Source organism: Granulicella arctica, from assembly GCF_025685605.1.
GTDB lineage: Bacteria > Acidobacteriota > Terriglobia > Terriglobales > Acidobacteriaceae > Edaphobacter > Edaphobacter arcticus.
On record NZ_JAGTUT010000002.1, the window covers coordinates 25,661 to 52,180 of the forward strand.

Genomic DNA, 26,520 nt, shown 5'->3' on the forward strand with positions numbered 1-26,520 from the left:
AAACTGGACGAAAGTGAGGAACAACAATGCAGACGCTTCGAGAGGATCAAGGTCCAGCTTCATGGTTAGTGCATCATCCATTGAGCGCGGAGGATGAAGCTGCCATGACCGCTATGCGTTCCATCGTCGAGCCCAACAAAGGGAAGCTTCGAGGAGTTGCCGCTCGCGTTCCGTTCGACGCCATCATGAAGCGCGTCTCTGCCCCGGCTGGCGTAGTCTACGAGGCCGACACTGTGGGGGGCATTTCGGGATGGTGGTGCCGGCCCGAAGACGCTCGGCCCGGCGAGGCCGTGATGCACCTCCATGGTGGATGGTTCAACTGGGGCTCCGCACAGGCATTTTGCCATCTTGCGGGCCATATCGCGGTGAGTGCTGGCGTAGCGGCTTTCGTGCCTGACTATCGGCTCGCTCCGGAGCATCCATTCCCTGCTGCGGCTGAAGACGTACGAGCCTGTTATTTCGGTCTGATCGAGCGACGTTTTACGAAGATCGCCGTCACGGGTGACTCGGCTGGCGGCAACCTGGCCCTTGCTTTGCTCGTTCTTGCTACAACGAGCAATGGGCCGGGGAGAAGAGCGCTGGTTGGCGGAGTGGCGCTTTCGCCGGTGACCGATCTCACCCTGTCAGGAGACAGTTGGTCGACGCGGGCAGTTGCCGACCCGTACTTCATCCGGCAGCAAGCTGACGAACTGGTGCGGGCTTATCTGGATGAACATCGTCCGGAAGACCCGGTCGCCTCACCGCTTTACGCTGATCTTAGAGGGCTGCCACCGCTCCGTGTGCATGTCGGCAACGACGAGGTCCTGCTTGACGATTCGATCCGCCTGGTCAAGCGGGCGGCGACGGCAGGAGTCGACGTTCGGCTCGACCTGTGGCACGGGATGGTTCATGGGTATCTCGGGGGCTTGGGACGCCTGGCAGCTTCGGCAGCGACCCTTCAACTTATCGGGGAATTCCTCAAAGAACGCTTTACCAACGCGGCTAATAAAGAGTGAAAAAGTCGCTGCTGGAACGACTCAGAACAGATCGCTTGTCGCAAAGGCGTCGAGGAACTTGCCGAGGTGTTCGTCGCCTCGGCAAGCGGGACAGCTTTCCCGACCGCATCCTAAAGTGAATCAGAATCTATCCCACGATTTGGCTTCCACAAGAATAGAAGACCCACGAATAAAGCGCAGTTCAGGGCTGTACTGAGAGGCAGTCCAAGGTTAAGACCATTGCTTAGTCCCGGTTCCTCTCGGAAAGCCATCCAATCGCCCGCTGTTGTTCCGGCGGCTCGTACGGCGACAATCGCAGACCAAAAAGCCAGTTTGGTCGTCCATTTCGATTCTCTTCCGATGAAGAGCACTACCGCGAAGATAGCGCCCAATGCCAGGGTGGCGTATCCGGTGCCAAGATGGAGCTCTTCTGCGAACCAATCTCCTATTGCGGTGCCCAGAGTCCCGGCAGTTAGTAAAGAGAGCCAGTACCAGCCAGTCGTCGCCGGCCTGTTCGTTGGATCGCCCGCTGGCAGAAATGGTCGAGGCAAGACTGGCCAGACCACAAGTATCTGGAGGACGACCAATCCAAGGATGACTCGCACATAGGGCCACTCAAATGTGTGGGTGGCAAGATCCGCTAAGTTCGTCGCTGTTGCGCGTAGCACAATCACGACGATCCAATACCAGGCTTGTGTGGCACGGGTTGATCGGCGTTCACCCGCGACTAGTAGGGCAAAGGTCGCAGCCAGTGGAGCCAACCCTATCCAGTGATTCCAATGCGCGTAGAACGAAAGGCAATCACCAAGGTTACAACCGAAGATGCTTGCGAGTGTGATCGCCGACCAATACCGGGCATCGACCGTGGGCACGTTCGAGCTGCGCATGCGTTGGATGAATGAATACGGCCTCTGGCCTATTGTTCGCTCGTTTAGAACTTGTACTCCCTCAGCCATAGTCCGGACCTTTCAACTTACTCTCTTTTGTTTGCCTGATAACGGAACAGCGTGCGATCAGCGCTTCTGCGCCCACGCCAGTCCATCGACCCGAGTCCCGGCCTTAATAAGCTTTGTCACTGTCCAATCTGAAACACGGATTGCCGCAATCTGGTCATTGGCTGTGCAGGACACGTAGGCTGTTGTTCCATCAGGCGACATCAGAATTTCGTGTGGTGATTTCGGAAGATCGATTGTCCTTACGACCTTGTTTAACGCAAGATCAATAACGGCGACCTGCGATGTACTCTGTATGCCGACCAGTAACCAACGTCCGTCATGGGTCGTGGTGAGGGTATACCCGATCGCCGGCAACGGAATCCACGATGCAACCTGACGAGTCGCCGTAGCGATTACCGCGACTCTAGGTTCCGTCTGATCGGTTGTGAAGATTTTCTTGTCGTCTGTAGAGATTGCAATTCGCTGAATTTTTGCGGCAACGTGGAGGATGGTCAGCAATTTCCGTTCCCGTATGTCAAGCACGGACACGCTTCCCGGCTGAATGTTCGCCGTGTATCCGAATCGCCCCTCATGATCCATCACCATCATGTGGCTCAAAGCCCGGCCAGTTGGGATGGTGCCCACAATTCTCATAGTTTTGGGATCGATGACCGTGATGCTCTGGTCCAGCTCGGTGGTGACGTAAAGCATGCCGTCGTTTGGATTGAGCGTAGGTTGGTGAGGTCTCACACCGTGGCCAAAATCGACATGCCCCACGATCCTGTGTGATGCGAGATCGATAGCAACCAACTCGCTGCCATCCGATCCCGGGTCCCCTGCACTTGAGTCGCCGTAGATAGGGACATACGCTGTCTTTCCATCGAACGAAGCCACAACCTCGTGGCCGGCAACTCCACCCTCCGCAATCCTGGCTATTTCCTGGCCGGTCTCGGCATTGATGATCGAAAGCGTTGATTCTCCCTCGTTGATCGCGAGAATCGTGCCCGCCTGTGCGGACGCCTTCTCAAGGAGGATCAACGAAGTAGATAAGAAAGCAGATACAAGGAGCGCTACGACTCTGAGTTGTCTCACTGGAGAGTAATTGGAGATAAGGTTAACGTAAGACATGAAGCTACACTAGACGCAACGAATCGTCTAGTCAAGGAGCCCGGTGACTCAAAAGATGAGCAAGCCCCGACGAGCGGCCAAAAAAACAGTGGCTAAGACAGTCTCAGTTGTTGTCGAACATCGTGGAAATCGTCATGGCAGGAGTGAGGAGGCCCGAACAGCGATTCTCGAAGCAGCCGATAATCTTCTAGTTGAGCGCGGATTTGCTGGTGTGACGATCGAAGGCATCGCAACAGCGGCAGGTGTCGCTAAGCAGACAATTTACCGCTGGTGGAAATCGAAGACGGACGTCCTGATGGATGCTTTTTTAGAAGATGTGGCACAAGCCTCACTTCCTCCGAATTCAGGAAACTTGAAGACTGATCTTAAGCATCATCTCGTTGGGCTGGCAAAAATGTTGGCAGAATCAGATACGGGATCTGTCTTCCGTGCCTTGCTCGCAGAGGCACAACACGACTCGGAATTGGCTATTCGTCTTAGAACTCAATTTATCGAGCCTCAACGTCTTCGGGATCTCTTTCCTTTCGAACAGGCAGTCAAGCGCGGTGAGCTCTCCTGGGAATTCGACACTGAGGCTGCTGTAGAACAGCTGCTCTCACCGATTTACTATCGTGTACTGGTGAGTGGACAGCCTATCTCAACGTCATACGTTGAAGGCCTCATTCGACGCTTACTACCTAAGTAAACAGAGGATTTCTGAATCCCCACGACGAATCCGGAATATTTGCGACGAATGGAAGTTGGCAGCCTATCCTAACTTCTGTAACGTGAACCTCCCGCGAAGGAAACAGCGTGACTCTCTGGAGTTACGGTTTGCCAACCGCGAGCAGGTTCAGAACGAACAAGCTGAAGGAGAGCATGATGACCACAAGGGTCGCTCTTTCCACAATCTGATGAAGTAGGTTCAGCCGTTTGCCTTCCTCGCCGATTCCACGGACTTGTGCGGATCTTTCTCTGCGCTTGATTACTCTGTCGAAGGCGATTTTGAGGGCGAGGATGAGCGTCAGCGAGGCCGAGACCGAGACTTTGGTCAGCGAAGGCGCGGACGTCATCTCTATAATCAGGCTTACGATTGACAGCCCCAACGCAACAAGGTTGTATCTACTGAACATCCCCGTGAGCACCGGCCCGATGAGAGCCGGTTCACTCTTCATTGCTGGCATCAGCAATGGCCGCACGCCAGCTCCGAGAAAAAGACCGAGGCTGAAGATGGAAAACGATAGAGTTCCGGCTATGGCATGAATCCACATAAAAATACGCTTCCTTGGTAGATCGATTTGTCCTTCGTGAACTTGCCGGTCAGGTTGAGCCGCTTTCTCAAGATGCGTGGATCAACAGGAGGCCGGCGAGCAGCATGACCGCGCAGGTCACGCCATGAACGGAAAACGCGGTGAACTTGCGGCCGCCTGATCCCAGGACGTTAGACATGTCGCCGAAGGGGATAACGGCGAAAACGAGGAGGAGTATCCCTACGGTTCGGCTGTTCGTGGTCAGCATCAGGGTCAGCACGGCAAGTCCGGATGTGATGTCGCGAATACCCTTCAAGCGGAGCCAAGCACGCGTGTCAGCATCGGGTGCGGGCGGCTTGAGGCCGAAGCCGCCGATGATGCGCTCCGGAGAAGCAACGTACAAACAGCCGATGAAAATGATTCCAGCAGAGACGAGAACGGCGAGGGCAAACGGAATTGCGGCGTACATGGGACTCTCCTTTATAGATATTCTAGCAACGCTAGATAAGACGCAAAGTTTCTGTCATAAGGTTCAAATATTATCTAGCAATGCTATAATTTGGTTCATGGAAGTAACGCCACTAGGCAGGATTGCGGAAAGAAAGGTGCGGGCCAACCTGGCTCGCCGGGCACAAATAATTCAAGTAGCTCGGCGGATCGCGGAGCTTGAAGGATGGTCGAATGTAACGGTTCGACGATTGGCTGACGAGATTTCTTATAGCCAACCGGTTCTTTACGGTCATTTTAGAAGCCGCGAAGGGATTATTGCCGCAGTTGCAACCGAGGGATTTCAGGAGCTTGGCTTGACAATGGAGAAGGCACGCAAGCGGGTCAAGCTTGGGAACACGCTCGAATTGGTCGCGAACGCATATCTCGAGTTCGCCGCATCTTCACCCGCACTATACGAGGCGATGTTTTCGCTCAGCCTGAACGTGCCATTCGGGAAGGCGGCGACTCCGTCTGAACTGCAATTTGCATTCTCGCAGATCCTAGAGCTGTTTCAAGGGCAGAGTTCGAAGCCAGAGGTGCTCTCAGAGGTGTTTTGGGCAAGCCTGCATGGCATCGCGGAACTCACAAGAATGAAGCGGCTTCCACCCGGCCGGCACAAGGAGCGTGTGAAGGCGCTCATTCCTCTCTTCAGCGTTTGACGGAAGAAGCGACGGATGTGTAGTAGGTGGGATACTGGCGCAACGCGCAGAGGGCGCCCTGAACTGACGACAATAACAGGCCGCGTCACTCGTTGAGGAGAGCCGGGCCAAAGGTGCATGACAAGGCTTTTCTGATTCCGCTAATCAAAGAAGTCCCAAAACTGACCATGGAAATGACGGCGTATGGAAAGCATGGAAAGCAAAAGGAGCTTTCCACCCTTTCCAGAAGCCTTGGATATCCCAGCGGGATTCCACATTACCATGGTCCGACGACGCTTTGACCTGACAGAACTTGGGTAAGGCTCGTCACCTTCTCCAGGGATCGGCACATTGTCATCTTGGTCTCTGACGGCGTGTAGAAAATGAGGTTGGCCAGAGAGTTGCGGTATCATCTGAAGTTATTGCTCCGAGAGAGTAGTCGTTCGAATTGGCCTTACAGATCCAGGCATCTTCACCGATCCTTACCAACGATCAAGGCCAGCTGAAGGTGGTGCTGTCGAGACGGCACTCAGATCGTCGCGAACACACGGTTCCCCAGCAGTACGCAACTGCGCGCTCGACGAATCCTCAGATCGGTTGCATTTCGCCCTCGGAACGCGGATAGTGAGATTTGCCGCCCCTAACGGCGGGTGCAGCGCAATTCAGAAATGTCCCATCTAACTAAATAAATTGCCGTCCTATCATGTGATGTCCAAGCCCTCTCCTAACCCGTCGGACCACTCTGCCGCTACCCAGCCCGTGTCTCTTGGCGAGACCCTGTCTGCGTTGTCCTTTGCGCTAGATGTTACAGAGGGTGCGCGTCCCGGGCACTCAATCCGTGCCTGCCTCCTGGGGATGCGCGTGGGCAAGCAGATCGGGTTGTCCGAACAGGCGCTCGCCGACCTGTATTACGCCCTTCTGCTCAAAGACATTGGCTGCAGCAGCAATTCCGCGCGCATGGCCGATGCGTTCGCCGCAGACGACCAGGTGGTCAAGCAGCACTTCAAGTTCATCGACCAGGAGAAGCTTGGCAAACCCAACCGCGAGGCGCTCACCTTTGTCTGGAAAAATGTAGCGCCGACGGCGAACGCATGGAACCGCATTCGTCAGATCTATCGCATGGTTCGCAGCCCCGGGAATCTGACCGCCGAGATGATCGAGGCGCGGTGCGAACGTGGTGGCGTCATCCTGCACAAATTGGGAATGGGAATCGAGACCTGCGCCGCAGTGTACTCGCTGGACGAGCACTGGAACGGCCGTGGTCTGCTGCCCGATCATCTGGTCGGTCATGACATTCCCCTGCTTGGTCGCATCTGCTCGGTCGCTCAACATCTCGATCTATTTTGCAGCGAGTTCGGCTCAGCCAAGGCGATGGATACGCTCGCCGGGCGCGCGGGTACCTGGTATGACCCGGACCTCGTACGCGCGGCGGAGAGCCTGCATCAGCAAGGAATTCTGTGGCCTCAATGTGAGCCTAGCACCGACCCTGGGACGCTGCAGTCCGCGGTGCTCGCGCTCGATCCGGGCAGTTCCACTGCTCTCGCCGCTCGTGACATCGACGTGATCTGCAGCGGGTTTGCCGACGTGATCGACGCCAAAAGCCCATACACCTATCGTCATGCCGTGGGCACGACCGAGGCGGCGGTGCTCATCAGCAATGCCATGGGGTTAGCCTCTGATCGCGTGGATGTCGTTCGCCGCGCCGCCATGCTGCACGACATCGGGATGCTAGGCGTCCCCAACACGATTCTTGATAAGCCGGGGCCGCTCACGAGCGAGGAATGGTCTCTAATTCACCGCCATCCGGTTCTCAGTCAGCAAATACTCTCGCGCGTCGGCGCCTTCAGCGAGATCGCAGTCCTCGCAGGACAACATCACGAGAGCCTCGACGGCCGTGGCTATCCCTCGCGGCTTCGTGCCGAGCAACTCTCGGTGGAGTATCGCATCCTGAAGGTAGCCGACGTCTTCAGCGCTCTTATGGAAAGCCGACCGTACCGAGAGGATCTTAGCCCTGCGCACATCCAGCAACAGCTTGCGCTCGACGTTCCTCATCGTCTGGACCCTGAAGCCGTCGACGCTATCCTCTCAGTATTGGATCAACTTGCCGGTTTACCTCTCGAGGACATCCCGGGCATGTCTGCGGACGCAATCCCGGAACTCGTCATGGTGGAGCCCCCACCCTTCCGCTTTGGCGCGTCTGCACGCTAGAGGTAGCCAGAGCCTGGACGGCAAGGTCCGCACGGCGTGAAGTCAACGTCTAAATCTGATCCTGGCTGTCGGAATTGCCTGAATCTGTAGAAGCCAATGAGATGCGTGTGTCAGGCGCGCTTGCCTTCTAGACAGCACTGACAGGCTCAGCTTCAATTCTTCTTGGTAAACAAGGAATGATTGCGGACGACGCCACACTCGCATAAACACTCATACAGAACTTCTTCTGCCTGAGATGCCGCACTGCGGGCGGTGAGAGCACCTTCGAGCGCATCCTTGAGAACGCACCCGAGAGCTTTACCGCCGCGCAACTGCGTGTTCTGCTACGCGCCATCGTCAAGCTTGACCCCTACACCTTCGCGGACGATTTGTCCGAGGACGTTGCCGATGAGAACGATCACCGCAGTGCCGAAGAGGTTCTGCTTTCCGCCATCGACAACACCACCGATGACAAGCTGACCTGCTTTGCGCTTCGCCTCGCCCTCGCCGGGCACGTCGGCATCCCGCGCGAGAACGAACCCGACTTCCTCACCGAAGCCGAAGCCGTCTTCGCCCCACCGCAGAAGAAGGCAAAAGCGAAGAGGACCAGGAACACTCCTGTCGAGATGCCTAAATCCACCACCCTAACCAAAAAGCAAAAGACAGCGAAGAAGCAGATTGCAGCCTAAAACCACAGCGGGAGTCAGCCCATCGGCTCCCTCGCACGTTCCTACCCAAAGAGGAAGACGATGTTCCAGTTCAGCTACAAACTCAAGGTGCCGAGAGGGTAAAGGCCAAGTGCGAGCGGCATCCCCGTTACAACCCCGAACGGGATGGACGCAACGGCATCAAGGGTGGATGCTCCACCTGCTACTCCCTCTATGACCTCCACCAGGCACGGCTCATGCTCGACTCTGCCCATCGGGAATTTCTAAGGAAAGCGATTCCATGGACGCGATCCACGAAGCCGCGTGGCAAGCCTGAGACAAGCACCAACCCGGATGCACCTTCTCGACGATCTCTCCGCGATCTCGCTCGTAAAACCTACGGTGGACGGCTTGACTCCGTGCGCCGTCGTCGAGACCAGTGCCGGCAACTTTCAGGCATGGCTCAGACACCCCGCCCTCTTTCAGAAGCTGATCGGCACCTTCGCCGCGCAGACGCTCGCCGCCCGTTACGACGCCGATCCGAGCGCAGCAGACTGGAGACGGTTCGGCAGACTCCTTGGCTTTACCAACTGCAAACCCAAGTACAAGAGGCCTGACGGGCTCTTCCCTTTCGTACAGTTGCGCATCCACACCGGCGAGCAGTGCCCGATGGCCGAAGCCTTCGTACAGGAGATCACGAAGCTCTACGAAGCACGCGAGCAGGAACGTGAGGCCGACGGTTGCAGGCTTCTCTTTCTACCCAAAGGGGACCGAGGTTATCGACTTTATCACTGGAACGTTTCCGCACCTCCAGCAAATACAACTACCGCCCCGCCGCTGCAGACATCGCCTTCTGCGTTGCCGCTTTTGCCAATGGCATGGTGAAATTCGGATCGAACGAGCCCTTGAGGACGACTATCTCTCTCGCGACCCAGTTTTTCGAAACGATCTGCGTACATCCGGAGGACCATGACGAAGGCGAGAGACTGGGCAAGCCGCTAAGCCATGCGGTTCTGCATCGCCGTTGTGTCATCCAGCGTGAGGGTATTGAGGACAACCTTCCTACGGGAGCTAAGGGGTTCGACATAGGAGCGGCAACGACGCAACGTGCAGAATGTGAAATGTCGGACTAAGACTACCTCGCTCATACATCGTCTTCGCGATGTTTGCAGCGGTGACAGCAAAGAAGCACTCTGTTCAACAGCACTTTATGGCCTCCAGGGATCATGCATGAGCAGGAGGAATGTTGTGGTTATGGCAGAAGAGGTTTGTGGGATCGTACTTCGCCTTCAACGCGGATAATCGAGCGTACTTTGCCGTGCCGTAGGCTGCTCTCACTCGTTCCTCCGGTTCATCCGCGGTCATGTGATTTGCGTAGACAGCATTCGATACAAAAGCCTGTGTGCTCTCCCATAGGGTTCGTGCCCATTGCATATTAGCCTCATCGTCCGCAGGGCTGTCCCACTCGGCAATGATTGACATCTCAAAGTTCGCATCACGATGATCGAAAGCCATCGCTTCCCTGGGGACATGGTGAATCGCACCTTTCATCTCAAAGAGCAGAATCATCGAGAGTCGTGAGGGTTTTACGTTTGCACCAGCGACCAGAATGCGGCCAAGGCCATCGTCCAGGCTGTCGACGAAGTTAGACTTCCAGTAATACCTCTTCCCGGCAGGCGCCGCTGCATCGACCATCTTCTGCGAGGCTGTATAGGACATCGGCTGGATGAGGTCCGCGATCGGTGGCCCAAACTCTCGCAGAGGCTTTAGTACGCGTTCACCTTCTTCGGGTGGACCCGCATACACTGCGATCACAGCGACGAGCGGACTACCGTCTGGACCGTTGAGCAACAGGAAGGTGGTCGTCAACTCGTCTGGTGTACCAACCAGAAAGTCCCGATAGAAGCGAAACAATTCTTCGGCACGACTCCGCGGATGAAGTAGAAGCCCTGCAAGCACACCTTCGAGCGGATGAAGACGATAATGAAACCTGGTCACGATGCCAAAGTTTGCTCCCGCCCCTCGCATGGCCCAAAAGAGATCAGGCCGCTCTCGTTCGCTCGCCGTGACGATTTCCCCTTCGGCCGTAACCATCTCGACGGAGAGCAGATTATCGCAGACAGTTCCAAACTTACCCATGAGGTAACCCATACCGCCGCCGAGCGTCAGCCCTGCGATTCCTGTGTGCGAGATCTGACCTCCGGTTGTCGCCAAACCGTGAAGTTCAGCAGCAGCATCGAGCTCTGCCCATAGCACTCCAGGCTCAGCACTGAGTTCAAGTGCCTCAGGATCGACCTCGATCCCCTTCATCGTCGAAAGGTCAATCATGAGGCCGTCCTGGCAGACGCTCAACCCCGCCACACTATGGCCTCCTCCACGAACACTCAGGTGCAGACCTTCGGTACGGGCAAGCTTCACCGCGGCAACCACATCAGCAGTACACCCGCAACGTGCGATGGCAACAGGTGTGCGATCGATCATGCCATTCCAGATGCGACGTGCACCGTGATACTCCTCATGATGAGGCAAGAGGAGTACACCTCCAAAACCTTGTTGAAGACGGCTTATCCAGTCGGATGTTTTGCTGTTCACCATAGATAGCTCCTCGATGCGAACCTAAGTATGCTGAAGGTTCCTAAAGTTGAGAATCAATACTTTCGTCCGAAGCCATCTCTCTTTAGCGTGATTCCTTAAACCTAACTGTTCAATTGACCGAAGAGAGTCATCGTATCCAGAACCATCCAGTGCTTGTTGATGCGACCGTTCTCTACGTTGTAGAACAACATCACTGGAGCCGATACCTGTTTCCCAGTTGCTGGAATCCCTGCAAACGGACCCAAGTGCGTGCCATGAAAGGTGCCTCTCAGGGCGACGGTATCTCCCTCTGAGATAATCTATTCGGCAATGAGTTCATATTTTGGGAATGCTTTCTCAGTCTGGCGGATGTGCTGTTTGAGTTCCGGGTCCGCCACAAAGCGTTCCAGTAATGCCTCGTCCTTGAACTTTCCGCTTACTGCTTCCATGTCGTCCTGAATAATATAAATTGATTCCTTCACCGGTGCGGTCATCTGCTCCTCCAAGGTTGAATTTTAAGTGTGGCAGCATCGTAGCCGAGAGGAAGCGCGCGTGGCTATACAAAAACCAAGTTACCCCGGGTACATTACCTTCGATTATGGGACGGGCCAGGTACTCTTTGGCTGCCAAACTCCATCACCCTGCGACTAAGAGCAAGCTTCAATTCGCGACTTGCTTTGAACATCTTCAAAAGAACTTGAGAGGAGCGTGTATGATCCTCCTCTTCCACTTGCAGCGCAATCGGCCCGCATCTCATCTCCGCGATTCTGTGTGAAAATGAAAATAAGATGAGTGCCGCACCAGCGGACCACAAGGACCAGGGCGCCCTTTATAAGCTGCTGTTTGCCATGAACTGGTAAGATCCCGCAGCGGATCGCAGGGCGCTGGCCATAAGACCGGGCGAGACGGTCATGACCGTGACCTTCGGATGCTGTAATACCTTTACGCCGCTGCTGGACAACCCAGGTAAAATCTTCGCCGTAGACATCAACCCCACCCAGTAGTACCTGCTGGAGGTGAAGAGCGCAGCTATTCGTCGGCTCGCATGCAATGACTTGCACGCTTTCCTCGGGCTTACTCCGTCCAGGGAGAGACTAAAGGTTTCGAGACACTCAGCGGAGACCTCTCTTCTTCTGTGCTTGCCTATTGGCAAAGCCGTCAGGAAGCAATTCGAGATGCCATCATTCATGCTGGCAAATTCGAATCTCTGGTACGGCTCGTCACTGCGTTTATCAGGGTTTTACAAGGAAGAAGGCGGATCGAGGGACTCTTCCAGTTTAAAAGTCTAGCGGAGCAACAAGCTTACCTCGATCACCATTGGGCAATCGTCGATGGTGTCTGATCTTCAGGCTTCTGGGCAAAGCTTGCTTGCGTAGTTGTGGATGGCGGTCAGGATCGTGGGATCCTATTCTCTGCCTGCAAGACCTTCCTTAGTCGGCGTTCCTCATCAAGTGAAAGGAAACGCTCCAGCCCATTACCCGGGTCTTTGAGAGGGACGTCCCCTGCGGGATTCAAGTCCACTAATCCTTAGCGCCTTCCATGTTTGTAGTGCATCGAGAACGTACCTCGAAGCTAATTCATAGTAGCGTTGGCCAGTTCACGATCGTCTTGCGTCGTGTCGAGCCAATCCTCGATCTCGGGAGCGTTTACACCTGCTGCTTCCCTGTAACCGAAGGCACCCCTGATCTCTTCAATCCGTCGTGCAGGGTTCTCCTGGTCTCTATATTCGTCCAAATTTTTTTTGATGTAGGCAAGAAATTCGATGCACAGCATGTCTACTGTGACCACAGCGACTTTGACCTCTTCGACCACTTTGTGTGTCTTAGCGGTTGTAGCCAGCACTCCATCGGTTGTCCGGCGCAACCGACATGCTTCGTCCACCCAATCCAATGCGGCTGCCCGGTCACGTCCGAAACTCTTCCGGACCCACCTGCCGTTAGGGGTCAGATACCGACCACACCAGTTCCCCACTTCCCATTCATAGACGCCTTTGACTTTTTTGGTTTGAGGCGGCAAATCAGCTCCTTTACCGGTGCCTTATTTTCGCTCCGGGCGTTAGCTTGAGCATACGGGGTAAAGTGATACTTGTTTCTTGTATCCCTTGCGCCTTCTTGCAGCGTACAGCAAGCACGCCGTCCAGCAAGCCCGTATTTACTGGTGTTTAGGGACCACAAGCTAGTTCCTGCGACCCATTGCAATGTTCTGAATCGCCCTTTTTTAGGGCGTTGGTCCTGGTTCGAGCCCTAGCGCTCTAACCAAAAACCCCAACAAAGACAATGGAGTTAGCCAACCCCAAAACATTCAGCTAGGACGCTAAGTCAGAAAAGTGATACGAAATGATACTTCTATACGGTATCCCTTGTGCTTCATTGCAGCGGGCGCTTTCCGTTGCCACCAAAGAACACTCTCTTTGAATTCTGCAGTTCCCCTCTTCGCTGACTTCTTCAAAGCCACCTTGGCAGGTGTTTTGATTAACCCGATTCCCTTCTTCGGTTCTGCCTGGCACTCGGCACAGGGCTTCTTCTTAGTAGCAGTTTTAGGTTCAGCATTTCCAATGCTTCCGCCCTGAAGACGCGATCTTCTCGATAGCCCCTGCCAGTCTTAAGAAGAGCCTTCCTCTCGATTGCGAACGCCTTCGCCTGGCTAGCGTCTGCCGATGTGACCGAGTAGGGTTTCTCGACACATTCAGGGGTGAGTTCCTTCGGTTCAACGGTTCGATCGGCTGGTGGTGGGTCCCCCAACATCAAGTCTGATCCTCTCTTCGACTCGCTGCTGAACCCGAGAGTTCGACTCGGGCTATTCTCCAGGGATAGCTGGGTCATCTGAGATAAGGCGATAATTTCACAATCTTGTTGTGGTCTCATGCGATCAACACAGGTCTCTTTTGTTCCTTTGCAACTCGAGCAACCTCTACTTCCATCCCCTGCCGCAACTCACGCCAAGGGGCACCTCAATTGCATCGAAAGCGCGGAGAGAGTTTAAGCTCTTCTCTTTGGAATCGGCACCAGGAGCTTCACGATTAGCAGCGTAAGGTAAGGGTGACATCGCCCCTTCTGAGCAGGCTTCCATGGATTCAGGTCCATGAGCGATGCCAGTCGAGCAGGCGAGTCTCCCTTCCGGTTCGACCTGTCTGTCTGCGTGCAGCGTGCTGTGCTCAAAGCATGCACGCTTTTCGGACGCACGCTCTCCTTCCCGGAACCCGCTTGTGCGCCTCTCCGAGGTGCGTAGCAGCCCGTCCTTCGTCTGGGATCATCTTTTAAGAAAAGCGAATATTTCCGCCAGCCGTTATCTCATCGTGCTGAATTACGCCACCGACTAACGCCTTTCCGTTGAGCGAGGTACGAACCAGACGGCCGCCCTTGTAAGCATTTTCTACTACCAGCAATTTGCCATTCGGCAGATGCACTGTAGCCCGTGGAAATAGAGGCGCTCCAAGAATGTATTCCGGTTTGCTTGGGCAAAGTGGATAAAACCCAAGCGAACTGAGAATGTACCATGCAGCCATCGATCCCGTATCCTCGTCGCCTGCGAACAGATCCGGAGTATAAAGCTCATCCATTACGCGCTTCGTCCAGTAAGCCGCACGGTCTTGTCTGCCTGCCAGGGTAAAGACATAAAGGATGTGATGCGATGGCTGATTGCTGTGCGCATATTGCCCAAAGTTGATGGCCGCCATCTCCGACATCTCGTGGATCTCGCTGCCATAGGCGCCCACCTCGAACTCAGGAAACATTGTTAGCATCATCTCGAGCTCGACTACCACTTTTTCCTTGCCACCCATAGCTTCAATTAGTGCCAGCATGGCATGGGGCGCGTCAAACCGATGCTGATACGCTGCGCCTTCGACATAAGGATCGCCCCAGCGTATCGGGCTGAATGGCTCGAGGAAGCTTGCATCCGATTTTTTACCACGGAAGAAACCCGTCTTCGCATCGAAGACGTTGCGCCAGTTCTCTGAGCGCTTCATAAACATTGCATGGTCATCGGATTTGCCCAGAGCCTTCGCAACCTGTGCGATGCAGTAGTCACCATAAGCCGCGTCGACAGTCTCTGCGGCTGCCTGATCGACCTTGTCCGCAGGGTCATAGTTGAACTTTAGATATTCCTCGATACCGCGCCGTCCATAGCCTGCATCCGCATTGCCCGGTTGTGTAGCGTGCTTCTTCAATCCCTCATAAGCCCCAGCCATATCAAAGCCCTTGATACCTTTTACGGCTGCTTCACCAAAGAGTGAATCGATCAGGCTACCTGTCATGCATGCGCGGTATCCGGGACATGGAAATTGGGGCAGCCAACCGCCTTCCTGGAATGCATTTACCCAAGCCTGCAGGATCTCTGCCAGCCGCTCGGGAAGCAGAATCGTCATCATCGGATACCAGGCCCGGTAGACATCCCAATAACCGTGGTCCGCATACATCACACCAGGTACGATTTTGCCGTTGTAGGGGCTGCGGTGCAGCATAGCGCCGCTCGCATCAGGCTCATGCCACATGCGCGGAAACAAGAGGGTGCGATAAAGGCAGGAGTAGAACGTACGCTGCTGCCCATCAGTTGCGCCTTCAATCTCGATGCGCTTCAGATACTTGTTCCGCACCTGCTCTCCCTCGGTCCGTAACGTGTCCACTGATTTCGTTCCGAGCTCAAGTTGCAAATTTCGCTCTGCCTGCTCAAACGAAATGAAGGATGTCGCGATGCGTACATCCAAAGAACGAACACTCTCCGCAAAGCTGACATGCGTTGAGCGATGAGTCTTCAGGTCTCTGTTCTCGATCGCCGTCCATGGTTCTGAAAACTGCAGGACGTAGTAGCAGGCAAAATCCTTCTGTACACCCCCCGAGTTTACCGTCGACCTGAAGCGAACTCTGCGCCTTGCGGCATCTGGCTCTGGCTCAGGAGGGTTGCCGGGCACATCGAAGACGAAGCCGGGCGTCTGCTCCTTCGTGTACTTCGCATGAATCAGCGCACCGCGCTCACTTGGCACAAGTTCGGCATCGACACCATAGCGCAGCAACCTCATCGCCATTGTGTGTGGCGACAGCAGCGAATCCTCCGGACGATATGACGTTGCGCGCGCCCCATAGTCCAACTCGGGTCTACCGCATATGGGTAGGAACGTTGCCTGACCATAGTCACCGAGCCACGGGCTCAGCTGATGCGTAGAGCGAAACCCCTGGATGCGTCGCTGCCCGGGCTGAAACATCCATGGAGTGCTTGGTGTCGTCTGTAGCGTCCAGTGCGCCATGCCAAAGGGACGTGCTGCGATTGGCAATGTGTTTCCGCGCGAGAAAGAAGGCGTAGAGTCTGTTCCCTGCAGAATGTTGACAAGCGTGACAGGGCTTACCAACCGTGCGCCCTTAGTCGATGCATGCTGTGTAACCGTAGGTACCTGCGCTTCCGAGCTCATCGCAACAGGCGCCATTACCGCCGCAGCCGCAAGGCCTGTTGACTTGAGAAAAGAGCGGCGGCTGGACTCTAAAGGATTTTTTGACTCACTCATTACGCTGCTTCCCCGACGTTTACCAAGATGCCTCAAATTGTACGCGCAGCGCGTAATCACCATCAGAGATGGTCTACCCAAATGAGCAACGATGGCCACGTGTGTGTGTCACCGTCTTTCAGGTCCTCAGCAACGCTACTGATCAGTTTTCGCGACAATTGAGAATAGGCATTGCAGTGTCTTCCAAAGTCATACCTCAGCGGATCAGGAGGGTCGGCTGAGCCACAAATAGCTTGTCTATAACTCTGGTGCTTCTTTACATTCACGGGCAGATTGAACTACCTATGGTGCTGCTGGCAAATGGAGCCATAATGCTTCCCACGGAGAGCAGTAGACCATTTTTCATCACGCACTGAACTCTGGCGGCATCTTCAATATTTTTGAGCGGATCGCCTGAAACGATGATGAGATCGGCAAGGTGTCCCGGTTCGAGGGTGCCGAGATCCTTGTCCAGACCGTAGGCTTTCGCCGGAAGGCTTGTTGCTGTCTCGAGTGCCTGCCATGGAGCACGGCCATACTTTACCTGAGCACGAAGGTTCAAGTGGAGGCTGGTTGCGGGTAGATCGAGAGGAGAATCTGTGCCAGCGAGGATGGTTCCTCCGTCATTGAGGACCGCGCTGATGGTGGATTCTTCTTCTTTGAGATGGGCAAAGGCCGAAGCCGTATCGGTAGTCTGTGCTGTCTTCAATGCGAGGTTGAGACGGACGTTTTCCCAAGGAGGTGAAAGGGCGCGGCGAGGGTCGGTGGCAAGATCTGGATCGTCCGCATATTGCGCCTGGCTGAAGGTGGTAGAGATGGTCCACATACCGGACTGAGCGAGCAGGGTGCGGGCATCAGAGTAGCTGACTCCGCTGAGCGACCGTGAATAGGCCCAGCCGGTGCGAGCCGTGGCGCTGAGATGGCTCATGCCATCCTCGCCAAGAGAAACGGCCGGAAGTAGATAGTGCGAAGCAGTTTCGACACCCATTTGACTGTGAGCAAACTGGATTCCTTGTTCTGCCCAGGAGTAGGGCAGCCGAACGTAAAGCTTCACAAAGTCGAAATCGAGAGCCTTGAGACGCTCAAACTCACGATGGAGCTGAGCCTCACTGGTGGTGGGAATCATCATGGGATAGTAGATACGTTCACCGTCTATGGCCTCGCCAGTCGTGAAAAGTCGCGGCCCAATGGCAGCTCCGGAGTTGTAGGCTTCGCGGTGCGAGAGTGCGCGATAGGCATTGTCGGCAATCGCGCGGATTTCGGTTATTCCGTAGGCAAGCCAAAGGCGACCGAAGCGATCTCCATAGTAGATGGAGTTATCGGAATCCGTATGAGCGTGATTTTCCCATAGACCCGGCATGACTGTATTGTTACCAGCTTCAATAGTCTGAGTGACAGTTGCAGGTGGTGTCGCAGCATGAGGAGTGATGCTGGTGATGCGATTGTCCGTGATGAGGATGTCAACATCGTGGAGTTCCTCGGAGCCAGATCCTTTCCAGAACCGTTCCGTATGGATGAGGAGTCTTTGCGAGGGCTTTGTGTTAGTGAACGTAAGATCTGCCGCAACTGGAGTAATCAATCTCGTTGCGCGGTTGATAAGCTTGAGCTGGCCGTCGTGAAGATAAAGAATCTTGGAAGAATCGCTGCTATAGGTGGGTGCGTCGCTCACTTCATCATTGAGTTTGACTGCGGCGGCATTCGGGTGTCCCGCACCGTCCACCGCCATCGTGTAGAGCAGGTCGTCCATGACGAAGGCCATTTCCTTCCCGTTGGGAGAATAGATGGGACCGTCTTCGGTTCGAGTGGTGATGGATTCGAAGGGAGCGGGCGCGAAGAACTCTGTCTTACCGGTGGTGATATCTACAGTGAGAATCGAGCTTGTCCCTTCGCGAAAGCGTTTGGTATAGGGCTTGATGGTAGCGATCGCTACAGTCTTCCCATTTGCTGAGAAGGCAGGTCGGCCCGGGAAAAAGGTGGATGGTGCAAGTGGCGTGATCGTACCTGTCGCTACCTTGACAAGTAGTGTGGCACCGCCCTGATCCTGAAAGGCAATCATGGAAGCATCAGGGGACCAGGCAGGCATGATCTGCGCTGTTCTGCTGGGTGCGATGGCTTTATCGGTAAGCGTGTCCGATAAGGAGAGATCGTGCAGATAGATATTTTCGATACCGTCGCGGTCAGAGACGTATGCCAGCTTCTTACCATCAGGAGACCATGCCGGACCTTGCTTATAGAACGAATCATGAGTAAGCGGGATAGGGGCACTCCCTACCTTCATGAGGTAGAGCTGATTGAGGGCTACAAAGGCGACCTGCGTCCCGTCAGGTGAAAGGGCAGGCGCATAGATGCCCTTTACTTGGTGGGCAGCAGTACTGGTGAAGTCATAGGCCTTGTGGGCATACTGAGGGCGAACGGAGTGAATTGCCGCAGTGAACGGGATCGGGGTCTCAGTTCCGGAAGTGAGGTTGGTGCGCAGAATGTGTCCATTCGCCGTATAGAGAAGTTCAGAATTCGAGAGCCAAGTCGTGGGAAACGGGAAAGCGTCTCCAGCTTTACCGGTGTACGTAATCGAACCTGTCACAATCAGCTGAGCAGAGTTGACGAAAAGACCAGCTCCATGGAATTGCACATAGGCGAGGGATGTTCCATCTGGAGAATAGCTGGGGGCTTCTACACGGCCTTCCGGGATACTGGTAACGAGAGTGGTCTGCTTGTTCGTTAAGAGGTCAATCGATTCGACTGTTTTCGCGTTGAGACCAATGCCACTTACGAAAGCCAATTTATGTCCGTCGGGTGACCAGGTGGGCCCGAACTCATCGGCATCGGCGGAGGTGATTTGCTTCGGCTCGCCCCCCGAAATTGCTACGGTGTAGATGTCGTAATTTCCTTTGAAAGCACGATCCGAGGCGAAGGCGATGGTGCTGCCATCGGGAGATATTCGTGGTTCGCGATCATCGCCATGACCTTTAGTTACCTGCTTCAGCGCAGAGCCGTCAGGATGCATAGTCCAAATATGGAAAGTCCCGCCTGCATAGGACTGAATGGCAACGAGATCACCCTTCGCGGACCAGTCAGGGTGGGAAGCTTCCTGATAGGCAGTGGTGATTTGGGTTGCAGGGCCGCCCTCGAAAGGGATCGAGAACAGAAGACCTTGCAGGTCGGCGATCATCATCTTGTGATCCGGCGACGCTGTCACGAAGACATTGGTGCCTTCGGAGATGGTGATCATCTTTTCTCTTGCCGGTGGAGCACCAACGGCAGTACATGTGACTGCAAAAAGAATGGCCAAAAGCGGAAGGATGCGAGCCTGCGTTGTTGTTTTTTCCATTTGCTAGTCCCCTAGTATTGCCTCGCAGCATTTAATGCTGCGAGACCTCAAATATGATCTCGTGGTTACGTCGTTAGAATTGAAGGCCAGTAAGAAACTACAGGGATCGGGGATGCCACTCGACCGGAACACCTGTTGCAGTGGGCGTTCTTGCCCGCACTAACCATAGGAGGGTAGGCGACTCCGCCAACAGCGAGTTCCAAGTAGTTGATCGATGCCAGTCTGCCAAGCGTTCGGAATTCCAGTTGAGTTACAGGTGCACATCCTGCTTCGTGTCATTTGCGAGCTAGACCTACTTAGCTACAAAAGACGTCGTATTTCCGGTAACTAGATCATTTAGTTCAAATAGTCTTCCGTTCGCAATCACGCTTTTGATCTTATGTGCATTAGCAATATCTTCTAGAGGATTGCCGTCCACAATGTCAATATCCGCAAGCTTCCCAACTTCGATCGACCCGGCATCCAGGTTCAGAGCTTCTGCGGGGGTAACGGTTGCTGCCTTAAGAGCTTCATATGGTGTCATGCCTGCCATGACATACGTTTGGAGTTCCCCGTGTAGAGCAAAGGCGTTAGGCGTGTCAGTACCGGCAACGATCTTTGCCCCGGCATGCATTGCATCAATGGCCATCTTGACACCACCGATGCCACTCCTGGCCGCAGCAGCACGAGCACCGGCTCGGCCCCCTCGTCCTCCTCCTTCACCTTCTACTTGCCCGGTAGCCTGCAGGCGTAGCCATTCCGCGAAGATGTTGAAGCGTGGATCGTTCTTGAGCTCAGGTTCGCTGGCGAACAGTTTCTTGAGACCAGGTGCCGATGCGGTCGGAGTGAGGTAGCGCTGCGATTGACCAAAGAGTTGAACAACGTCGTCATAACTTCTTTGGAGTGTTCCCTGCTTGGGAGAGTACCCTCGCCGGCTCGTTGCAGTAATGTGCTCTGTTGCGTCCACCCCAAGGAAGGCGGCTGGATAGATTTCGTGAGTTGTCACCGGAATTCCGATGCTATGGGCAAATTCGACGACACGTTTTTGCTGTAGATCAGGTAACCGTACATAACTCTTCAGCAGATCATGTTGAAGTGCTTTGGTAAGCTGCAATTCTAGTTCCAAATGAGCAGGACTGGATATCGCGATGCCCATCTTGTAGTAAGTCCGTCCCCACTCGTAGAGATAGCCTGTACTGAAAAGACGAGGGCCTGGCCGTACGCCCGACTCGTTGGCTTCGACATCCTCCACGGCCTCGTATGGTGTGCTGCCCGGGCTTCGCACTGTAGTGATACCGAAAGCAAGCCAAGCGCGATGCTCTGCTTCACCATAATCTTTCTGCAAATGAGAGTGAGATTCGATCAGACCTGGCATAGCCGTATAGTGTGAGTCATCGATCATTTTGGCTCCCAGAACAGTACCCGCCAAGTGCTTTCTTACGGCCTTGATCCGATTGCCCTCGATGACGATGTCCATATCGGTTCGCACTGTCTGGCTTTTACCATCGACCAGACGGCCTACATGGACGATCATCCGACCCTTTGGAATCGAAGGAGTGTATCTCAGGTCTAGAGGCACCTCATGTACTTCGCCACTTTGAATATCGATTGTCTTCAGCTTAGTAAGCGACTGATACAAGATGTGTTCGGAGTCACCCTGCCAACTTGGGGCGTAAGCGATTTCGCTTGTAATATGGCGAGGTGGCCCGAGAGGCTCGCCGGCAGCCGTCACTGGCCATACCGAGAGGACGCCCTCATAGATTGCAGCCATCTTCGTTCCATCTGGGGACCATACAGGTCCACAATAGCCGCGGGAGTCGATTGAGAGGTGCGGCACGGGTACAAACCATTTGTCATCTGGTTTGTCTGCACCATTTTCAGAAGACATCGTTAGGATCTGGTTTGTGCCTTCGCGAACCGTCTTGGAGTACGGCGCAATATTTGCCAGCGCAATCCGTTTGCCATCGGGGGACCAAGTTGGCATTCCCGGTGCATTCAACGTCTCATGGATCTTTGTCACTTTACCCGTTTGAACATCAACTACCGACACCTGTGCCGCGCGCCAAACGTTGTCTACGTCGAAGAAGGCAATCCGCTTTCCATCGGGAGACCATGACGCCCCTTGTGGTTGCGTGGGCAGATCTGTTAGCTGACGGTCGACTTTAGCTTCAACATCGTAGATACGAAGTTGTAGATGGTTGCCGCCCTTATCCGACGAATACACAAGCTGGCGGCCATCAGGAGACCACGCTGGGTCTGTATCGAGAAATTTATCCTTCGTGATATTCACCGGCTTCTCACCGATTGGCATCACGTAGATGTCGCCAACAGCCGCAAATGCCACCATTTTTCCATCGGGCGAAATCATTGGACGGACGATCCCAAGTACTGGCCGGGGCGCTGTTGAATCAAAGTCGCGCTTGCGTCGAACGTACGTGCCGTAAGCGCGCATCACCTGCATGGTTGCTCTGAAGTCTACAGTTCGCGATTCATTTGCACCTGGCGACCGCTTGCGAATCTTTCCATCGGAGACATAGAAAAACTCGTTGGATGAATCCCAGGAAACGCGGAAAGGAAAGGCATTTTCCGCAGTGGTGATGGCCTTCCCATCGACTTCAAGCTGGCTTCCATTACCGCTAGTGCTGTGATACACGAGTTTGCCATCGGGACCCCATGATGGCGCGCTCACCGTGCCATGGGCACTCAAAACCTTCCGCTCGTTGCCAGTTGCTACATCTATCGCCCAGATGGCCTCTCCCTCATCCCTGGTCGACGAGAACGCAATCTCTTTGTCGTCTGGGGACCAGGTAGGCATGTGATTTTCGGAGGGATCATTGGTCATTCGCTTTAGCTCACCACTACGAAGATCGAGTGTCCAGATGTTGTAACTGCTCCCTAGAGGATTGTCGCGATCAGATGCAAATGCGATATGCGTACCGTCATGAGAGTAAGCAGGCTCACGATCATCGTAGGGCCCCCAGGTAAGCTTGTGTTGGTTGGTGCCATCTGGCGCTATGGTCCATATATCGTAACCCCCATCCAGATAGCCAAAGAACGTGATCCACTTCCCATCAGGGGACCATGTAGGCTGCCGAGCATCGTTAAAGAGAGAGGTGATCCGCTTTGCAACTCCTCCTGATGCGGGGATTGTCCAGATACTTCCTTGCATATCCATTGCGACCGTCTTGCCGTCAGGAGATACTCCTACGGACATCGACGTTCCCTCACTCACGGTGACATCAATCAAGGTCTGCTTTTTTGGCGAGGATTGTGTGGGGGCGACTTCACCATGGAGGGCGGAAACGCTCAGCACTAACGTGTTAGCACAAATGATCAGACTGAATGTCCCGTTCTTCCATTTCATCAATGTCGCTCCTGTGGTTGCTGTACTCTGAACCATTGTCATAAGACCAACTCGAGACGGTCTGCTAAAGCTCGTTCTCTAGGTCTGAGATCAGAATTGAAGACGTCCGATAAATTGCAGGGATCGCGCAGAGAATTCCAAGGCGCTGGACCCGGCAGCGGTTGGTATTCCATAACCGTTCGCAGCAGTAGCGGAAGTAGCAACCCCTCCGTAGGAAGCGTAGTTAGAGTGGTTGAGAAGATTGAAAGCTTCCACTGCAACAATCGCTTTATAACGATCGTGCAAAGTAAAGGACTCCTGCAATCTGGAATCGAGACGGTGATAAGCCTGGCCTCGGAAAGCATCACGTTGAATGACCCAATATCCATATCCGGGGTCAAACGATACCTTTGACAAGGGAGCGTATATGACAATACAGGGAGCAGCGGGGCAAGTCTGGCCCGGTGCAATCGGTGTTGTATTGGCAGCAAACGTTCGCGTTGCGGCAGTATAGCCATTTACGCCTGAGTTCCCGGAGGTAGTCGCATAGGCAAGACCGGATCCGAAGTGATAGAGACCAGACAGCATCAATCCATACTTCCAGTTGTACTGCCCGTTCACTGTCAGCGTATGACGTTGATCGTCTGTACCATTTGCCCACTCCTGCTGTATGCCTGGCAAGAAAGGCTTGTTGGGGTAAGAGAATGCCCCATTTGTAGAATTCTTGGTACGTGCCCAGGTATATGCAATTGCAGCCGTAAACCCCTTTGTCGTTGCATGCTTCACACCTATTTGAAGAGCGTCAGAGAGCATGCCTGCACCGGGAGTCGTAGTGAATTGTCGATTGCCACCCGTGGCTGCAGATGATCCACCGAAGTGTTGATTGCATAGGTTCTTGGCCGTCGCAAAGTTTGTAACGGTATCAAGCGATATCGCTCCGTTAGCACACACGCGCGTAGTTGAGGGAGAAAGCGCCAAGGTAGGATCTAAATTTCGTTGAGGATTCGTCGGATTTTGGAGTAGATTTCCGTCCAGGAGTATGTAGTCGTTGTAAGTCCGCGTATGCACAAGATCCGCAGTCATGGTTGTGTTCATGGGGAGCTGTCGCGCCATGCCGAAAGATGCCTGCAGTGAATAGGGCGTGCTTGCGCCTTGCGCTAGGAATTGAGGGGTCTGCTGATAGAGACTAGGGTTAGCCAGAGGATCCTGTCCTGCAAAGGGGTCTGCCAGGTTCGTAGGATTGCTTACGGTCGCTTGAACCGTTGTAACTCCATTGAAGAGTTGGTCGTCGATGGTTGGATTTGCATTGATGTCAGCAAAGTAGAGACCGGCTCCACCCCGGACTGACGTCTTTCCATCACCAAAGACATCGTATGCAAATCCAAGCCGTGGCGCGAAATTCAGGTTGGGATTTGTTGTCGGAGTGAGAAGACCATTGTTGAAGCGGAGGTTGTTGAGGAACGCACCGATGTCATTATCATATCGAACGCCAAGATTGACGGTGAAACGCGGGAGAATCTTCCAATCGTCTTGTGCCCAGATGCCAATAATCTTGCGTGGAATATGGATAGTGTAGTTGCCAAAGCCTTTTACGTAACTGATGGAAGTGCAGTAGGAACGTAGATACGCATAGTTCCAAGTTGAAGAGTCGGTCGTTCCATTTGGAAAAAGTGTTGCATAAGAAGGTGCCGCAGTACCGGTCTTTGTACAGCTATAGGAGCCACGTACATTCTGTCCAAAATATCCATTGTTGACAAGATATAAGAACTCTCCGCCAACCTTAATATTGTGCTTTCCTTTGAGCCAAAAAATATCGTCGCGGTACTGTTGTGTCGGCTGCGTGAATGTCTCCGGGCGGTTGTAAGGCGCTCCTATAGTAATCGTAGGATTTGGCAGCTGCAATACAGGGCTTTCATTTAATTCGAGAAATGTTGTTTTGAAATAATGGAAGCCCACGTGCAAGTCATTGATGAAATGATCGCTGACATTACGATTCCAATCAGCGACATAACCGTAACTATTTCGTGCATCGGAACTTGCCGTACTGGGATCAGCCGCACCATCATAACTTGAACTGTAGTTAAATGCATCGCCGCGCGCAAAGATGTGATTCTTATCATTGAGTTGATAGTCGGCACGACCAAGATACTCATTAATTTGAAGAAGCGTGGGATGCGTAAAGAGAACATTCGTCACCGTAGGTGTAACAGTAAACGTATTCGGTTGATGCTCGCCTTCATAGGATCCGAAGTACCAGAGTTTGTCTTTCTTGATAGCCCCGCCAAATGTTCCGCCGTATTGCTGGTCGGAAAAGTTGAGCACTCGCTTAGCGATAGGATCCGATCCATTGAAGAACGAGTTGCGAAAATAACCGAAAGCTCCGCCGTGGATGAGATTAGTGCCAACCTTAGACTGTGTATTTACATAGATTCCAGCGGAGCGACCAGCCGTCGCATCAAACCGGTTCGTAATTATTTGAAACTGTGAAATGGCATCCTGCGAAAATCGCGGCTGACCAAAGCTTGACCCAACTGAGTTTTGTGAAACCTGAAGGCCATCAAGCGTGATCTGAACTTTCCCTGTCTCTGCATCTCCCCCAGAAACGGGGACATCACCAAAAGAGTTTCCTTTGATGCCTGGTACAAGTGTCGACAGACTGATGTAATTGCGCCCGTTGATGGGCACATCTTGAACCTCCTTTGGAGTTACATTGCCGGACACCACAGAAGAAGTTGTATCGATCGCCATTTCATCGCTAGCTTCCACAATCACCGCAGATGTCGCAGTTGCGATAGGCATAGAAAGATCGACCTGCGCCAGTTGTCCAACAAGCAATTGAATCTTTTTTTGCACTGTAGCAAAATTCGGTGCCGATGCCGTGATCGTGTACTCGGCTGCAAGCAGGCTCGGGATCACGTAGGCACCCTGCTCATTGGTCTTAGAGAAGAAAGATGATCCATCTGTCTTCTTCACTTCCACATTTACACCTGGCAAAACGCCGCCCTGCCCGTCCGTGATAACACCACTTAAACCGGTTTGTTGGGCGAAAGCCAGAGGAGACAACACTGAAATGCTCATGACCAACAGCAAGATGAGTGTAAGGCGTAAACGCATTCGGTGATCCTCCAGTTGTTTCGAATAGTGAGGAGTAAACGGACCATGCATTTGAACAATGGTGAGACGAGCCCCTAGCCCCGAAAGGGTAGGGAGAGAATTCTTCGCTTCGACACATAAAGAAGCGGAGAGCCTGCTTGCTCTAAAAACATATTGTGACTCGGATGAATTGGAGAATAGCATGGCTTTGAGGATGCTGCTAATAAAATTGCTAAGCCATTTGAACCCACAGATCTTTAGGATCTTGGTTGTGATCGACAGCCAACGGAAAGTGCGATGAGCAAACTGGTACCGAGAGCGCGAAGCGCCATGCGCATTTCAAGTTCCAGCATAGGTGCAGCGCACCTACTACCTGTCTGCGGCTTCGGGTGTGATTGGCGAGGGGCTGACCAGCAGTCCATCCCGCGACGCCCTAAGAACATCGAGACCGTTCGGGCGCTCCTCTGTTTTACTGCCGTTACTGGTGCCATAGGTATGGG

At 53.8% G+C, this 26,520-nt stretch carries 18 protein-coding genes and 2 pseudogenes; 8 read left to right on the top strand and 12 right to left on the bottom strand.

All coding sequences use genetic code 11. From position 1 onward, the window contains the following. Window positions 1–104: 104 nt before the first annotated feature. A complete protein-coding gene (locus tag OHL20_RS20135) occupies window positions 105–995 on the top strand; it encodes an alpha/beta hydrolase fold domain-containing protein (protein WP_263385093.1) in 891 nt (296 codons plus the stop codon). Between the two features lie 110 nt (window positions 996–1,105). Here the strand turns inward: OHL20_RS20135 and OHL20_RS20140 are convergent, their stop codons facing one another. Beyond that, on the bottom strand, window positions 1,106–1,930 hold the full coding sequence (locus OHL20_RS20140) for a COG4705 family protein (protein WP_317890989.1): 825 nt from the start codon (window positions 1,928–1,930) through the stop codon (window positions 1,106–1,108). A 57-nt stretch (window positions 1,931–1,987) separates the two neighbouring features. Then, window positions 1,988–3,037 (bottom strand): cytochrome D1 domain-containing protein, encoded by a 1,050-nt coding sequence (locus OHL20_RS20145; protein ID WP_263385095.1) that lies wholly within the window; start codon window positions 3,035–3,037, stop codon window positions 1,988–1,990. 43 nt (window positions 3,038–3,080) lie between these two features. On the opposite strand from OHL20_RS20145, the gene OHL20_RS20150 reads away from it, so the two are divergent. Further along, window positions 3,081–3,722: a TetR/AcrR family transcriptional regulator gene (locus OHL20_RS20150; protein ID WP_263385096.1), complete on the top strand. Its 642-nt coding sequence runs from the start codon at window positions 3,081–3,083 to the stop codon at window positions 3,720–3,722. A 121-nt stretch (window positions 3,723–3,843) separates the two neighbouring features. Here OHL20_RS20150 and OHL20_RS20155 read toward each other — a convergent pair whose 3' ends face one another. Further along, window positions 3,844–4,287, bottom strand: a complete 444-nt coding sequence (locus tag OHL20_RS20155) for a hypothetical protein (RefSeq protein ID WP_263385097.1) — start codon at window positions 4,285–4,287, stop codon at window positions 3,844–3,846. 67 nt (window positions 4,288–4,354) lie between these two features. Then, window positions 4,355–4,735 (bottom strand): DUF4267 domain-containing protein, encoded by a 381-nt coding sequence (locus OHL20_RS20160; protein WP_263385098.1) that lies wholly within the window; start codon window positions 4,733–4,735, stop codon window positions 4,355–4,357. On the opposite strand from OHL20_RS20160, the gene OHL20_RS20165 reads away from it, so the two are divergent. From OHL20_RS20165 to OHL20_RS20180, 4 genes are all read left to right on the top strand, one after another. Next, a complete protein-coding gene (locus OHL20_RS20165; protein WP_263385099.1) occupies window positions 4,734–5,414 on the top strand; it encodes a TetR/AcrR family transcriptional regulator in 681 nt (226 codons plus the stop codon). The genes OHL20_RS20160 and OHL20_RS20165 overlap by 2 nt on opposite strands. Window positions 5,415–6,254: 840 nt before the next feature. Next, entirely contained in the window at window positions 6,255–7,601 is a 1,347-nt protein-coding gene (locus OHL20_RS20170) for an HD-GYP domain-containing protein (protein WP_263385100.1), read from the top strand. A 368-nt stretch (window positions 7,602–7,969) separates the two neighbouring features. Continuing rightward, on the top strand, window positions 7,970–8,269 hold the full coding sequence (locus OHL20_RS20175; RefSeq protein ID WP_263385101.1) for a hypothetical protein: 300 nt from the start codon (window positions 7,970–7,972) through the stop codon (window positions 8,267–8,269). Between the two features lie 282 nt (window positions 8,270–8,551). Beyond that, window positions 8,552–9,112 carry a RepB family DNA primase gene (locus OHL20_RS20180; RefSeq protein ID WP_263385102.1) on the top strand — a complete coding sequence of 187 codons (561 nt, stop codon included), beginning with the start codon at window positions 8,552–8,554 and terminating at the stop codon, window positions 9,110–9,112. Between the two features lie 339 nt (window positions 9,113–9,451). Here OHL20_RS20180 and OHL20_RS20185 read toward each other — a convergent pair whose 3' ends face one another. From OHL20_RS20185 to OHL20_RS20190, 3 genes are all read right to left on the bottom strand, one after another. Next, complete coding sequence (locus OHL20_RS20185; RefSeq protein ID WP_263385103.1) at window positions 9,452–10,822, bottom strand: FAD-binding oxidoreductase; 1,371 nt, start codon at window positions 10,820–10,822, stop codon at window positions 9,452–9,454. A gap of 101 nt (window positions 10,823–10,923) precedes the next feature. Continuing rightward, window positions 10,924–11,121, bottom strand: a complete 198-nt coding sequence (locus OHL20_RS25305) for an ester cyclase (RefSeq protein WP_396272744.1) — start codon at window positions 11,119–11,121, stop codon at window positions 10,924–10,926. Next, the gene (locus OHL20_RS20190) at window positions 11,122–11,295 is read right to left on the bottom strand and encodes a hypothetical protein (protein ID WP_263385104.1); all 174 of its coding nucleotides are present in this window, start codon (window positions 11,293–11,295) and stop codon (window positions 11,122–11,124) included. It lies immediately after the preceding gene. A 378-nt stretch (window positions 11,296–11,673) separates the two neighbouring features. On the opposite strand from OHL20_RS20190, the pseudogene OHL20_RS20195 reads away from it, so the two are divergent. Together OHL20_RS20195 and OHL20_RS25310 are read left to right on the top strand one after the other, a co-directional pair. Then, window positions 11,674–11,805: pseudogene (locus OHL20_RS20195) on the top strand (DUF3419 family protein); the annotation flags it as partial. Between the two features lie 113 nt (window positions 11,806–11,918). Then, a pseudogene (locus tag OHL20_RS25310) lies at window positions 11,919–12,143 on the top strand (DUF3419 family protein); the annotation flags it as partial. A 230-nt stretch (window positions 12,144–12,373) separates the two neighbouring features. Here OHL20_RS25310 and OHL20_RS20200 read toward each other — a convergent pair. From OHL20_RS20200 to OHL20_RS20220, 5 genes are all read right to left on the bottom strand, one after another. Then, the gene (locus tag OHL20_RS20200) at window positions 12,374–12,817 is read right to left on the bottom strand and encodes a hypothetical protein (RefSeq protein WP_263385105.1); all 444 of its coding nucleotides are present in this window, start codon (window positions 12,815–12,817) and stop codon (window positions 12,374–12,376) included. A gap of 1,240 nt (window positions 12,818–14,057) precedes the next feature. Then, window positions 14,058–16,298: a GH92 family glycosyl hydrolase gene (locus tag OHL20_RS20205; RefSeq protein WP_263385106.1), complete on the bottom strand. Its 2,241-nt coding sequence runs from the start codon at window positions 16,296–16,298 to the stop codon at window positions 14,058–14,060. Window positions 16,299–16,560: 262 nt separating this feature from the next. Then, window positions 16,561–19,506: an amidohydrolase family protein gene (locus tag OHL20_RS20210; RefSeq protein ID WP_263385107.1), complete on the bottom strand. Its 2,946-nt coding sequence runs from the start codon at window positions 19,504–19,506 to the stop codon at window positions 16,561–16,563. A gap of 391 nt (window positions 19,507–19,897) precedes the next feature. After that, on the bottom strand, window positions 19,898–22,948 hold the full coding sequence (locus tag OHL20_RS20215) for an amidohydrolase family protein (protein WP_263385108.1): 3,051 nt from the start codon (window positions 22,946–22,948) through the stop codon (window positions 19,898–19,900). Window positions 22,949–23,038: 90 nt separating this feature from the next. Beyond that, a complete protein-coding gene (locus tag OHL20_RS20220) occupies window positions 23,039–26,041 on the bottom strand; it encodes a TonB-dependent receptor (protein ID WP_263385109.1) in 3,003 nt (1,000 codons plus the stop codon). Between the last annotated feature and the right edge of the window lie 479 nt (window positions 26,042–26,520).